At 60.9% G+C, this 12,484-nt stretch carries 9 protein-coding genes and 5 pseudogenes; 7 read left to right on the top strand and 7 right to left on the bottom strand.

Going from position 1 to position 12,484, the window contains the following annotated elements; all coding sequences use genetic code 11:
- Nucleotides 1–3 precede the first annotated feature (3 nt).
- The 6 genes and pseudogenes from AC56QX_RS39005 to AC56QX_RS38980 all read right to left on the bottom strand — a co-directional run bounded on the left by AC56QX_RS39005 (nt 4) and on the right by AC56QX_RS38980 (nt 6,755).
- The gene (locus AC56QX_RS39005; RefSeq protein ID WP_497118590.1) at nt 4–1,143 is read right to left on the bottom strand and encodes an 8-amino-7-oxononanoate synthase; all 1,140 of its coding nucleotides are present in this window, start codon (nt 1,141–1,143) and stop codon (nt 4–6) included.
- Nucleotides 1,140–2,150, bottom strand: a complete 1,011-nt coding sequence (gene bioB, locus AC56QX_RS39000; protein ID WP_497118588.1) for a biotin synthase BioB — start codon at nt 2,148–2,150, stop codon at nt 1,140–1,142. The genes AC56QX_RS39005 and bioB overlap by 4 nt, the downstream gene beginning before the upstream one ends.
- Before the next feature lie 189 nt (nt 2,151–2,339).
- Entirely contained in the window at nt 2,340–3,221 is an 882-nt protein-coding gene (nadC, locus tag AC56QX_RS38995) for a carboxylating nicotinate-nucleotide diphosphorylase (RefSeq protein WP_497118587.1), read from the bottom strand.
- Nucleotide 3,222: 1 nt separating this feature from the next.
- Nucleotides 3,223–4,764 (bottom strand): annotated as a pseudogene (locus AC56QX_RS38990) (L-aspartate oxidase).
- Nucleotides 4,761–5,734: pseudogene (gene nadA / locus AC56QX_RS38985) on the bottom strand (quinolinate synthase NadA). The pseudogenes AC56QX_RS38990 and nadA overlap by 4 nt, the downstream one beginning before the upstream one ends.
- 62 nt (nt 5,735–5,796) lie before the next feature.
- Nucleotides 5,797–6,755 (bottom strand): annotated as a pseudogene (locus AC56QX_RS38980) (NUDIX hydrolase).
- A gap of 195 nt (nt 6,756–6,950) precedes the next feature.
- Here AC56QX_RS38980 and AC56QX_RS38975 point away from each other — a divergent pair.
- The 5 genes and pseudogenes from AC56QX_RS38975 to AC56QX_RS38955 all read left to right on the top strand — a co-directional run.
- Nucleotides 6,951–7,409: pseudogene (locus AC56QX_RS38975) on the top strand (pantoate--beta-alanine ligase); the annotation flags it as partial.
- 110 nt (nt 7,410–7,519) lie between these two features.
- Complete coding sequence (locus AC56QX_RS38970) at nt 7,520–7,912, top strand: autoinducer binding domain-containing protein (protein ID WP_497118586.1); 393 nt, start codon at nt 7,520–7,522, stop codon at nt 7,910–7,912.
- A gap of 62 nt (nt 7,913–7,974) precedes the next feature.
- Nucleotides 7,975–8,229, top strand: a complete 255-nt coding sequence (locus AC56QX_RS38965) for a LuxR C-terminal-related transcriptional regulator (RefSeq protein ID WP_497118585.1) — start codon at nt 7,975–7,977, stop codon at nt 8,227–8,229.
- Nucleotides 8,230–8,712: 483 nt separating this feature from the next.
- Nucleotides 8,713–10,584, top strand: a complete 1,872-nt coding sequence (locus AC56QX_RS38960) for an acyltransferase family protein (protein WP_497118584.1) — start codon at nt 8,713–8,715, stop codon at nt 10,582–10,584.
- Nucleotides 10,585–10,739: 155 nt separating this feature from the next.
- Entirely contained in the window at nt 10,740–10,922 is a 183-nt protein-coding gene (locus AC56QX_RS38955) for a transposase (protein WP_497118885.1), read from the top strand.
- Nucleotides 10,923–10,935: 13 nt separating this feature from the next.
- Here AC56QX_RS38955 and AC56QX_RS38950 read toward each other — a convergent pair.
- A pseudogene (locus AC56QX_RS38950) lies at nt 10,936–11,360 on the bottom strand (helix-turn-helix domain-containing protein); the annotation flags it as partial.
- 307 nt (nt 11,361–11,667) lie between these two features.
- On the opposite strand from AC56QX_RS38950, the gene AC56QX_RS38945 reads away from it, so the two are divergent.
- Nucleotides 11,668–12,258, top strand: coding sequence for a NodA family N-acyltransferase (locus tag AC56QX_RS38945; RefSeq protein ID WP_258598503.1), 591 nt, complete (start codon nt 11,668–11,670; stop codon nt 12,256–12,258).
- 18 nt (nt 12,259–12,276) lie between these two features.
- On the top strand, nt 12,277–12,435 hold the full coding sequence (locus AC56QX_RS38940) for a polysaccharide deacetylase family protein (RefSeq protein ID WP_497118583.1): 159 nt from the start codon (nt 12,277–12,279) through the stop codon (nt 12,433–12,435).
- Nucleotides 12,436–12,484: the final 49 nt, after the last annotated feature.

Here is a 12,484-nt window from a genome sequence, read left to right as displayed (position 1 = left end):
CGGTCATGTTTGGGCCAACACCTCAACGAGCGCGTCGACCATGGCCGAGATGGCAGCTTCGTCGACGTTGAGCGTCAGCGAAATGCGCAGGCGCGATGTGCCCTCTGGCACGGTCGGCGGGCGGATGCCGCGGATGTCGAAGCCGCGGGCCTGCAGTGCCGCCGCCACCACCATGGTGCGCCCGACATCGCCGATGGCAAAGGGCTGTATCTGCGAGCCGCTCGGCTTAACGCCGCAGCGCTCGGCCAATTGACGGCCGGCGAAGGCAAGGCGATCCTGCAGCTGAACGCGGCGCATGGGCTCGTCGGATAGCATGGCGAGCGCTTCGCGCACTGCCACCGCCATCAGCGGCGATGGCGCGGTGGCGTAGATGAATGGCCGGCACCGATTGATGAGATAGTCGCACAGCGTTCGCGGTCCGGTGACCAGTGCGCCGGACGCGCCGAGCGCCTTGCCGCATGTGTGGAGCGCGACGATGTTGTCGCGGCCCTCAAACTCGGCAGCTAGGCCGCGGCCGTTCGGTCCCCAGACACCGGTGGCATGCGCTTCGTCGACGACAATGAATGCCTCGTGCCTATCGGCAAGCGCGACAAGACTTTTTAGCGGCGCGCGGTCGCCATCCATGCTATAGAGGCTTTCGATCGCGATCCAGACGCGTCCCATGCCGCCTTCGGCGCGCCAGCGCGTGATCGCGTCCTCGGCAGCATCGACGTCGTTGTGCGCAACCAGCTTGAACTCGGCGCGTCCTGCCCGCGCCCCCTCATGCATGCTGGCATGGGCGAGTTCGTCGAGGACCAGCAGGTCGCCCTTCTGTGGCAGCGCGGTCAGGAGAGCGAAGTTGGCGATGTAGCCGCTGCCAAAGAACAGCGCGCGTTCGGTGCCGAAGAACGCCGCGGCGTCTGCCTCCAGTTGCTCATGCTCCGGCGCGTTGCCGCGCAACAGCCGCGACCCGGTTGCGCCAACCGGCGTACCCCGCGCAATGGCAGCCGCAACCGCGTCGCCAAGTCTCCTGGAGGCGGCCAGCCCGAGATAGTCGTTCGACGAGAAGTCGAGCCCGGCGCGTGGCGCAAGTGTGCGCAACCGGTCCCTGCGCGCCAGTCCCTGCAAGGTTGCCTCGTAGCGGGCAAGCGGTGCCCCGTTCATTGCGCCTCGACTGCCATCGGCTCGATGCCAAGGCGCCGGAAGAGCAAAAGATCCTTGTCCTCGCCAGGATTTTCTGCCGTCAGCAGCGTGTCCCCAACGAATATGGAATTGGCGCCGGCGAAAAAGCACAGTGCCTGCATTTCGTCGCTCATCGCCGTCCTGCCGGCGGACAGCCTTACAAAGGACTTGGGCATCATGACGCGAGCGAGCGCAATTGTACGCACGAAGTCGATCGGGTCGAGGGGGCCGGCCTCGGCAAGCGGCGTGCCCTTGATGGGGATCAGAAGGTTGATCGGCACGCTTTCGGGCGGCTCAGGCAGGTTGGCCAGCGTGACCAGCATGTCGATGCGGTCGGCCTTTTCCTCGCCCATCCCGAAAATGCCACCGCAGCAGACCTTTATGCCAGCCTCGCGCACGTGGCCAAGCGTTTGCAGCCGGTCGGCAAAGGTGTGGGTGGAGACAACCTCTGGGTAGTAGCGCTCGGAGGTGTCGATGTTGTGGTTATAGTAGTCGAGGCCGGCCGCCTTTAAGCGGTGCGCCTGGCCAAGTTCGAGCATGCCGAGCGTCATGCAGGTCTCCATGCCGAGTGCCTTTATGCTCTCGACCATGGCGATCAGGGCGTTCATGTCACGCTCCTTCGGGTGGCGCCAGGCCGCGCCCATGCAATAACGGGTGGCGCCGGCGTCACGCGCCTTGGTCGCCTCAGTGATGACCCGCTCGACCTCCATCAGCTTCGTGGCCATCAAGCCGGTCTTGTGATGTGCAGACTGGCTGCAATAACCGCAATCCTCCGGGCATCCGCCGGTCTTGATGCTGAGCAGCCGCGACAACTGCACCCGGTTGCGATCGAAGTTCTGGCGGTGAACCGTCTGAGCCAGGAAGAGCAGGTCATTGAACGGCATGCCGTGGATCGCCTCCGCCTCCTTGCTGCTCCATCGGGGTAGCGCTACGTCGATGGTGTCCACAACCTGGTTCACATCGGTTTCCGCGTTCATTTCAATCGTCATCTTCAAAAGCCTTTGTTGCTGGTCGGCGAGCGCGTGCAGGGGTCAATCGACCGGCGGGGCTCGCAGCGCTATGACCGTCGTCAGCGCAATGCGCCTCGAATCTCACGTCGTTGAACGGTAACAGGCTCGCTTCGAGCACCTTTTCGCTGCGTGCAGGTCCGAGGGGTACTGCTCTTCATTTTGTCTCCATCAGTTCAAGCGGGTGCCGATGTTTCCCAGGGCTGGCATGTCCAGGCCGATATCGAGGATCGGCGCGCTGTGGGTCAGCCAGCCCATGGAAATGAGATCGACACCGGTGGCTGCGATTGCGGGAGCCGTTTTCGGTGTCACCCGACCTGAGGCCTCGGTGATTGTGCGGCCGCCGACCGTTGCCACGGCGCGGGCAAGGTCCTCGACTGACATATTGTCCAGCAGCACCGCGTCGACTCCAACTGTAAGCGCGATATCCAGCTGTTCCAGCGTGTCGACCTCAACCTCGATCTTCACCATGTGGCCTGCGGCGGCGCGCGCCCGCTCTATAGCTGTGCGCATGTCACCGGCGATCGCTATGTGGTTGTCCTTGATAAGCACGCCGTCGTCGAGCCCGAAGCGGTGATTGGCGCCGCCGCCGACGCGCACGGCGTATTTCTCCAGCGCGCGCAGGCCGGGAGTCGTCTTTCGAGTGCATACGATCCTCGCCTTGTGGCCACGCACGGACTCCACCATCGCCGCTGTGGCTGTGGCAATGCCGCTGAGGCGACACAGGAAATTGAGCGCTGTGCGCTCGGCTGCGAGCAGGCCGCGCGCCGGTCCACACAGCTTCGCGATGGTTTCACCCGCCCCGACATCACTGCCGTCAGGACGCCAAATGTGAATGTCGATCGCGGGCTCCACGAGCAGGAAGGCGTACGCGACCAGATCGAGCCCGGCAACGATGCCCGCCTGTCGCGATTTGAGCACCAAGGTGGCAATGCAATCGTGGGGGATCACTGCATCGCTGGTCAGGTCGCCGCATCTGCCAAGGTCTTCGAGAAGGGCACCGCGCACGATCGGTTCGATCAGTGTCGAGGGGAGGGGTGAGAATGAAACCATATCACGTGCTCCGTATCGGTGCCCGGCAACTGAGTGCGGCGGCGGCCTGCATTGCGCTGTTCAGCGTCAGCCGTGACGTACACGCGTCTGCATCGCGCCGGGGGAAATCGGATCGACAGTGCGCGCCGCGGCTCTCTTCTCGCCGTAGGGCTGCAACGGCCAGCATCAGTGAGACCAAAGCCGGGCCGGACTTGGGGCCGTCGTGACCTGCCATCGGCAGCAGGGTCGCCACCGCTTCGCGCATCGTCTGGCCATCGCGGATGATGCCGAGTGCGGCGGAGACGACCGCCCTGATGCCTGAAGCGTCTGGCCGTGGAGGCACCAACGTGGAACATACACGCCGTCGCCGGGTATACGATGCGCCGGCAACGCTTTCAGCAACCCAGCTCGCGGTGACCGCCGCTTCGGTGAGCGAGTTGCTTGCGAGACGATTGGCGCCGTGCAGGCCAGTACAAGCAACCTCGCCGCACGCCCACAATCCCTCGACGGAGCTGCGGCCGCCGGCGTCTACGGCAACGCCGCCCATGTGATAATGCGCCGCTGGGCGCACCGGAATCGGGTCGGTCGCAGGATCTACGCCTGCCTCGCGGCAGAAACCGGCAATGCCTGGGAAGCGCTTTTCAAAACTAGGGCCGAGACATCGCCGCGCGTCCAGGAACACGCGGCCCCCGGCAGCAAGCTGATGCCAAACGGCGCGCGCCACCACGTCGCGAGGCGCAAGCTCGCCGCCAGGCGTTTCAGCGAGGAAGCGCTCTCCTCGCTCGTCAATGAGCATCGCGCCTTCGCCGCGCACTGCTTCGCTCACCAGCGGCATCGGCCGACGCGGGGTGTCGAGGGCGGTCGGATGGAACTGCACGAATTCCAGGTCGGCGAGCTCTGCCCCGGCCCAGGCAGCGAGTGCCAGCCCGTGTCCCCATGAGCCAGGCGGGTTTGTCGTGTCGCAAAACAGGCCGCCGATGCCGCCGGTTGCCAGCACCGCGCGGCGCGTGGGCAAAGCGACCGCACCCGCGTACCCGACCGCGACCACGGCGATGACCGACCCGTCTTCCACGATCAGGCGGCGGACCTCCACGTCTTCGAGAATAGTGATCGAGGCTGTCCGGCGCGCTGCGGCGATGAGTGCGCGGACCAGCTCCCGACCCGTGGCGTCGCCGCCGGCATGCACGATCCGCCGTTGCGAATGTGCTGCCTCAAGCCCGAGCCGCAAAGCGCCTTTAGGGTAGCGGTCGAAGGCGACGCCGAACCGGTCCAGGGTCTTGATCGCATTGGTTGCAGCCCGGACCACTCGCCGCACCGTCGCCTCGTCTCAGAGGCCGTCGCCGGCTGCAATTGTGTCGCAAAGATGAAGTTCGGGGTCGTCGTCGCCGCCGAGACTTGCCGCAAGACCACCCTGAGCGAGCTCGCTGCAGACTCCGGTTCCAAGCGGCGCATTGGACAGAAGCACGACCGGTTCCGGCGCTAGATGAAGTGCCGTCATCAGGCCGGCAATGCCGGCGCCGATGACGACCGGCGCTCCGGCGATGTCGAGGACATCAAGGTTCATATTGAAAGCATGCGCTCGACCGCGCGGCGGGCGGGGTCGGCTATCCCGGGATCGATCCGGATCTCGTACCGGTTCTCCTCGAGCGCGGCGCGAATGTTGGCGAGCGTGATGCGCTTCATGTGTGGGCAAAGATTGCAGGGGCGAACGAACTCGACGTCGGGATGCGCGACCGCGACGTTGTCGCTCATCGAACATTCCGTCATCAACACGACCCGTGCCGGTTTCTCCCGCTCGACATAATCCGACATGGCGGCCGTCGACCCCGAGAAATCCGCCTCTCTTACAACGTCGGGCGGACATTCGGGATGGGCGAGTACGACCACGCCCGCGTGTGCAGCGCGCAGCTCGCGGATATCGGCCGGGGTGAAGCGCTCATGCACCTCGCAATGACCCTTCCAGGCGATGATCTCGACCTTCGTCTGGGCGGCGATGTTCTTCGCAAGAAATTCATCGGGCAGCATGATCACTCGCGGCACGCCGAGCGATTCCACTACCGCCTTGGCGTTGCCCGAGGTGCAGCAGATGTCGGATTGGGCCTTCACAGCTGCGGACGTATTGACATAGGTGACAACCGGGACCTCCGGATAGCGCTGTCGCATCAGCTGCACATCTTGTGCCGTGATCGAATCCGCCAGTGAGCAACCGGCGCCCATGTCCGGGATGAGCACAGTCGTGTTCGGATTTAGCAGCTTTGCGGTCTCGGCCATGAAATGCACGCCGGCAACCACGATGATGTCGGCATCCACCGCCATTGCTTTACGGGCCAGTGCGAGGCTGTCGCCGACGACGTCTGCGACGCAATGGAAGATCTCAGGCGTCTGATAATTGTGCGCGAGGATGATGGCGTTGCGCTCCCGCTTCACGCGAGGATGGCATCAATGTCGTTTGCAAAGGTCGACCATTCGACTGGCGGGACCACGCGCCGGACGCGCTCGTACAAGGACGCGGCAGTAGGTAACGCCCCAGTCATCAGCGCCTCCGATTATATTCGATCTGATAATAAGGGATATGTCTACCTTGACTATAAGGTTGTCAAGCCCGCGTCAGCGGCAATTTCGTCCCCGCGACAGCCCTTTCATCGAGGACCCCACGGCGGAAACGATAGAGCTTTGCTGGTCGCCCCCCGTATCAACGGAAGTCTCGCCAGTTTCCTCGACCAGCTCCTGCTGCTCAACAAGCCTGCGGAAGTTCGGCTTGTTGATGAGCCTGCCAGCTAAGGCTTCCACCGTTCGCTGCAGCTGCAGCAGTGTGAAAGTCGGCTGCATAAGCTCGAAGACGACCGGCCGGTATTTGATTTTGGAGCGCAGCCGCGCAATGCCGGTCGCCATGATGCGGCGATGATCGGCGACCATGGACTCGCTGGGCACCAGGGGAAGCGGGGTCGCGTCCGTTCCGCTTCCGGCCTCCTGAACCAGGCCTGCTTCGTAAAGCAACTCATAGCGTTGAAGCGCGAGTTCCTCGTTCCAATGGCGATCATCGAAGCCGAACGCTATCGCCGACCGCTGACGGCGTTCGCGTCGCGTGGCTGCGTCGCTTGCGCCATCCGCCCACTCGATCAAGCGCGGTCGCACAAAATCCAGCATCACCGGCGGCGTGCCGGAGCGGTGATCCTCCCATGGAAAATATTCGTACCAACTTCGCCAGCCGCACTCGGTCGAGCTCTGTTCCTTGCGGGTCAGTGCGAGATAGCTGATGGAGATGGCGCGCTCGCGCTCGGCGCCGATGCGGTCCCGATCCGCGAACGTGTAGAGTTGCTCGGTGTACCCAAGCGGATGGCCGGTCTGATGCTCGACCCACCCCCTCAGGCCGGATTGCAGCGATCGGTGCTCGAGCGCAAACGGTCCGGAGGGAAGGGTGTTCATCCGGCCGATTGTTAGGACACAGGGTTCACTGTCATTGACGGCGACGACAACGGCGATCAAATCGACTTTGACTTGGCCGGCCTTGATGGCGGCTCTGTCTTTCCTGGTTCCTGTTTTCTTGTGGTCCATGTCCGCGAAGTGGTTGGCCCAGAGCTAGGGGCGCCTTAATCGATTTAGTGTAAGCGTGGAGGTTTGCGCGTCAACACCGCAGATCCGCAAGTCCGCCTTTTTAGCTCTTCGCATTTGCACAAAAATATGCCAAACGCGACACCCGCAGCGGGTAACGCAAGGGAAGGAGGCGCGGGTTGAGCGCAGCTGGCTGTCGATGGTGTGGCGACGGTCGTGGCCAAGCTCTTTCCGCAGACCGGCGCTGACTTCGCGTTTTTTGGCGAGAAGGATTTCCAGCAGTTTCAGACTGTCAGACGCATGGTGAGGGACCTTGATATTGCGCAACGTCCGGCTCTCGCCAGCGGAACGCGTCATCGCCGCAAAGCTGGCATCGGTCCTCTTCGATACGGCCGAGCGGCTTGAGCGCGGCTCTCCCGTCAGCCAACGCTTGATGGAGCGCGTGCAACAATTCTGGCCGCCGGCTATCGCGAGGTCGAATACCTGGAACTTCGCGCGGAAACAGATCTGCGAGCTTTGGCAAGCCTTGACCGACCGGCACGGCTGCTTGTCGCGGCTTGGCTGGGCGACACACGGCTCATCGACAATGTGTCAACGTCACCGCCTGGCAATTGGTCAGGTTCGCGGCGTTGTCTTCAAGCAGAGGCAGGAAAGTAATGGGAGCGATGATGGGGACGAGATCCTGCGCGTCGCTTCGATTCGCGATCGTTTAGCCCGAGCCCCGCGCCTGGCATCGAGGAACATCCGCGGAGTTTACGCAAAACCAGATGCATCGGCTATTTGAAACATTCATCGAGCAACTTTCAGCAAGCGTCGATGCTGCGGATCTCCACGAGGCAATGGCCTCGGCCGCCGCCGGCTTGGAATTTCCGCTCTTCGCTTACTTCACTTACCCGCCAGCCTCCAGCGACACGCCGTTAGTGATCTCGAATTATCCTTCTTCCTGGACCTCCAATTATCTGCGACTGCGCTACCACAGCGTCGATCTGGTGATCCTGCGCGGGCTGCGAGGCTGGGATACTTTCCACTGGGGGCTGGATCGAGATCATCGGTATTTGCCAGCCTCGCAGCAAGAAGTTTTGGAAAACGCAGCTCAGTTTGGCATTCGGTGCGGCTTGACCATGTCCATGCATGATCATCGCGGCCGCTTTGCTGGCTGACCTTTGCTTCAGATGAGGCGCGTCCGCCTGTCTTGCGGTCGCTGGAATGCTACGAAAAAGCCTTGCAGTTGGTAGCGATCAACTTCCACATTCATGTCCGGCGCAGGCTCGCCGGCAATTGCGTGGTGGATGGCGCAAAGACGCGGGAGTTCGAAGCTCTGAAATGGGCGGCGCGGCGTTGGGATATCAGCCAGATCCTCGGCCTCTCGAAACGCACCGTGACCTTCCATCTGGAAAACGCCAACGCAAAGCTTGGCGTGCGAACCGTCAATCAGGCTGTAGCAAGGATGGCCGCTTCCGGTCACGCCACAACCTGATCGTCTCGTTCGCCTCTATCTGAAGCGAGCATCGTGCGCCCCAGTCTCCTTAATTCCGGCAGTGAAGGCGCCCGGGGGGCATGCATCCATCAATTGGATGGGGCCGCATAAACAAAATCGATTTGCACAATAGCGCGAGGAGACGTTAGTCCGCCGTCCATTGAGTTTTGGTGCCGATTTTTGGAACGGACTACGCAGCATCGAAATGGATCCTCATGCTTCGAAATCACATCAGGACACCTGGCACAGGATGTTTCTTGGTTCGGCGGGTCAATAGCAGAGAACGCCTTAACCCGAATGCCGCATCCGAAAAAGTCATTGTCCCAGCGAAGGAGGCCGGCGTCGATGACATGGCCGTCAACGTCCGGAGAGCTTTGCGGGCGAGCAGAAGGAGAGTGGCTGCCAAGGGCTGCGGGTTCCGACGTCAGCCCAACCTGTGTGCTGCCGACACTCGCCGTGACCTGTGAACAGAGGACTTTTTCAATGACATACAGGCGTGATATCGATGGCCTTCGGGCCCTTGCGGTGCTGCCGGTCGTACTGTTCCATTTCGGAATCTCGGCAATTCCCGGCGGTTTTACCGGCGTGGACATCTTCTTCGTCATATCTGGCTACCTGATCACCGGAAGCCTTCTGGACGACCTTGAACGCGGCGAGTTTTCGATCGTCAGCTTCTACTGGCGCCGTGCCCGACGCATTCTGCCGGCCCTGATCTTTGTCACTCTCCTCACCTGCATCGCGGCATTGTTCATTCTTCTGCCGTCAGATCTGCATGACTTCAGTCTCAGCGTCATAGCGGCATCGACTTTCTGGTCAAACATCTATTTTTGGAAAACGTCAAATTACTTCTCCATCGATGCCGAGCTCCGACCGCTGTTGCACACGTGGTCGCTTTCGGTCGAGGAGCAGTACTATATCTTTGCCCCAATCCTGATGTTCCTGATCCGTCACTATTTTGCGAAGCGCTGGCTGACAGCACTCCTACCGATCATTCTCGGCAGCTTCGTGCTCGCGGTCATGGCGACATGGCTGGCGCCAAGCGCTGGATTCTACCTGCTGCCGACACGAGTTTGGGAACTCATGCTGGGCGCCGTGCTCATGCTGAAACGGCCCCCGCCGTTGAACAATCGATTTCTTATGGAAATGGTGGGGCTGGCCGGATTTGGCCTTCTCGCCATCGGGTTCTTCGCGATTTCGGAGAGCGATCCGTTCCCGGGCTACAACGCGCTGTATCCGTGCCTCGGAACGGCCCTCCTTATCTATGTCGGCCAAAATAGCCCCTCGACGATAGCTAGCCGCATACTCAAAGTCCGGCCGCTGGTCTTGATCGGCCTCATCTCCTATTCGCTGTATCTTGTTCACTGGCCGATCAATGCGTTCGCGCGCTATCTTTCGTTACAAACTCTCGACCCGTCGATGACCATTGCGATGACGGTTGCAAGCTTCGCATTGGCTGCATTCTCCTGGAAGTATATCGAGCAGCCGTTTCGGCAGAAAAGGTCCTTCACCGCCCCGTTGCCGATCTTCGCCTTTTCAGTGGGCGCAATCGCTCTTGTTTGCGTTGGCGGGGCGGCCGGGGCGCTCGGCAACGGCTTTCCGCAACGGTTCCCGGAGTATGCCCAGCAGCGGATTCCTGTCGGGGACTGGCTCGAGGGGACCTGTTTCAACGAGGGCTCAAGCCGGATCGAAAGCTGGAACATCGAGGACTGCACACGCACTCGCGGCTTCGCTACGACCGTTTTGTTGTGGGGCGACTCCTTCGCCGCCCACTATGTTTCAGGGCTGGAGGCCAACAAAAAGAAAATTCAAGCCAACGTCGTGGAATATACTTACGCAGGCTGTCCACCGATTCTCTCTTACTTCTCGTATGCACGCCCGGATTGCATACGGTTCAATCAGAAGGCCCTGGAGATCATCCGGGACGCAGGCATCAAGACGGTTGTCCTCAGCGGGCGGTGGACCGACTACGAGGCGAGAAGTTTCGACGGTCTGCAGCAAACGATCGATACGCTTCGTGGCCGGGGTGTGCGCGTGTTCGTCATCGGCCAGTCTCCGCAATTCATAACCGACGTTCGGAAAATCGCATTCTTCGCAAAGCGCAGAAATTCGGATGATACATACTGGCCAATGGCCATGGATCCCGACATCAACAATCGTGTGCGCTCATTTACCAAAGGCGCCACTTTCATCGATCCGCTGAAATTCCTCTGTAGCGCAGGACGCTGCCCCTACGCCGACGCAGGCGAGTTTCTCTATTTCGACTACGGTCATTTTTCTTCCGTCGGCGCCATTCTGGCAATTTCGAAATACTGGCCGGTTCTAGCCACAGACAATGCCCTTGCTGTGACGAAATAAGCCCGCGGGCGGCTGGCAAAGCACGAGTGCGAGGCGCATTCGCGCGCGTAGCAAAGCTCACACATGTGTTGTGGCAAGTTTGGAGGCACTGTCGTCTATTAGGCTTCGTGGACAAAGCTTGACGCTAGAGTCGGTCGCTGATTCAAGGCTGTCTTTTGGAGGCAGCGTTGGGCGCGCGGATTGGGGTATCGGACGAGGAATGGGCACGGATCGGGCCGCTGCTGCCAGCAGAGCGGGGTCGAGGGTGCCGTCCGGCGCAGGATAATCGGCGCTATTTCGAAGGCAGGATGTGGATGGCCCGAACCGGGGCGCAATGGCCTCATCTGCCTGATGCCTGATGAATATGGCAAGTGGAACAGCGTCTTCCGCCGATACCGGCGATGGGTCGCGACGGGGGTGTTCAAGCAAGAACCATTCCTCGATGGAGGGCTTCAGAATACGCCCGAACCTGACCGAGACGTGCCTCATCGACATGTATCTCTCGAACGTAAGCTGCCGGACAGCTGCTTGTGGTGGACAGCCATAATCGAGCACTGGATGTGCAGAGATCGTCGCGAACCGCGGGGGCAGGTGCTGCCGCACGCGGGGTCACAAAACGTTCGCGGCCGCTCGTCGTAAACAGTTCATCGCTGAAAAAATCGCGCAGCGGGGGCGACGGCCGCACTTATGGCCGGCTGACTGAGGTTGATGGGGCGGGCCGCCGCCGAGAGGCTGCGCTCCACCAGCAGCGCGTCGAGCACAACGAGGAGATTTAGGTCAATCCCTTTGAAACGCATGTCTTTAGCTATCCATAGCGTGGATGCCGTTAATCGAAACAAACGATTTTACCGATTCTGGAGAACGTCGCATAGGGAGAATTCAAGGAAGCACTAAAGGAAAATCGTCGATGTTTGCGTTAGCTCCAAGGAGCATCTTCTGGTGTACGCCTTCCGGCATACGCCGAAACATAAATCAACTCGCATGTCGGTTGCGGCTTGGTTCTTCGGTGATCCGCGCAAGGTCCATCGCGTCAGCTCGACGCGACAAGCTCTCCATGCGTAGGCGCTTATCTCAAATACAGCAATCAAAAGATGAGGTATTTCCATGGGCTCTGACGTACGGTGGAAGTTGTGCTGGGAAAATGAGTTGCAACTGGCCGACCATGTCGAACTCTCCGATTTCTTTCTAAAGACTTATGGACGGCATGGGGCCTTCCTCGCAAAGCCATTCGAAGGCGGCCGTAGCTGGGCCGGTGCAAGGCCGGAATTCCGCGCAATCGGTTACGACGCGCACGGCATAGCGGCTCATATTGGCATACTGCGCCGCTTCATCAAAGTTGGCGAGGTCGATCTACTGGTGGCCGAAATTGGCTTATACGGGGTCCGTCCGGATCTTGAGGGACTCGGAATCAGCTTTTCACTGAGCGTTGTGTACCCATTGCTGCAGCGGATGGGGGTTCCATTTGTGTTCGGCACGGTTCGGCAGGCAATGCGGAACCACGTTGAGAGGTTCTGCCGCGGCGGTCTGGCGAGCATTGTGTCGGGGGTTGAGGTACGGTCCACCCTCGCAAATATACATCCCGACCTGCCGCCCACCCGCGTCGAGGACGTGATCGTCTTCGTTGCGCCAATTGGACGCTCGATGGACGAGTGGCCGTCCGGCACCCTGATCGACCGAAACGGTCCAGAATTGTAAGCAGGACTACACATGTGAGTGCCGGGTGATGCGCTGACGCCGACCTTTGAGGACTGGCCCAACCCACATTGCATACCGCAGATCCGTCATGTGCTGGCGCCACATCGAGTGCCGGCGACCTTCTTCGTCATCAGAGCCTACGCCGCAGATCGGCCGGAACTCAGCCCGCCCTTATGAGCATGAGCTTTGTCGGTGGCTATTTTTGCAACGCGGCCCGTAGGAGTTG

Source organism: Mesorhizobium sp. RCAM 06353 (assembly GCF_059683585.1).
The sequence above is the reverse complement of the archived record's forward strand: the minus strand, read 5'-3'. Positions and strand labels throughout refer to the sequence as shown.

What these genes read in the sequence shown, in the direction of transcription:
- AC56QX_RS39005 (WP_497118590.1), bottom strand. Translation starts at nt 1,143, where the DNA reads ATGAACGGGGCACCGCTTGCCCGCTACGAGGCAACCTTGCAGGGACTG.
- AC56QX_RS38960 (WP_497118584.1), top strand. Translation starts at nt 8,713, where the DNA reads ATGACATACAGGCGTGATATCGATGGCCTTCGGGCCCTTGCGGTGCTG.
- AC56QX_RS38945 (WP_258598503.1), top strand. Translation starts at nt 11,668, where the DNA reads ATGGGCTCTGACGTACGGTGGAAGTTGTGCTGGGAAAATGAGTTGCAA.
- nadC (WP_497118587.1), bottom strand. Translation starts at nt 3,221, where the DNA reads ATGGTTTCATTCTCACCCCTCCCCTCGACACTGATCGAACCGATCGTG.
- AC56QX_RS38970 (WP_497118586.1), top strand. Translation starts at nt 7,520, where the DNA reads ATGCATCGGCTATTTGAAACATTCATCGAGCAACTTTCAGCAAGCGTC.
- bioB (WP_497118588.1), bottom strand. Translation starts at nt 2,150, where the DNA reads ATGACGATTGAAATGAACGCGGAAACCGATGTGAACCAGGTTGTGGAC.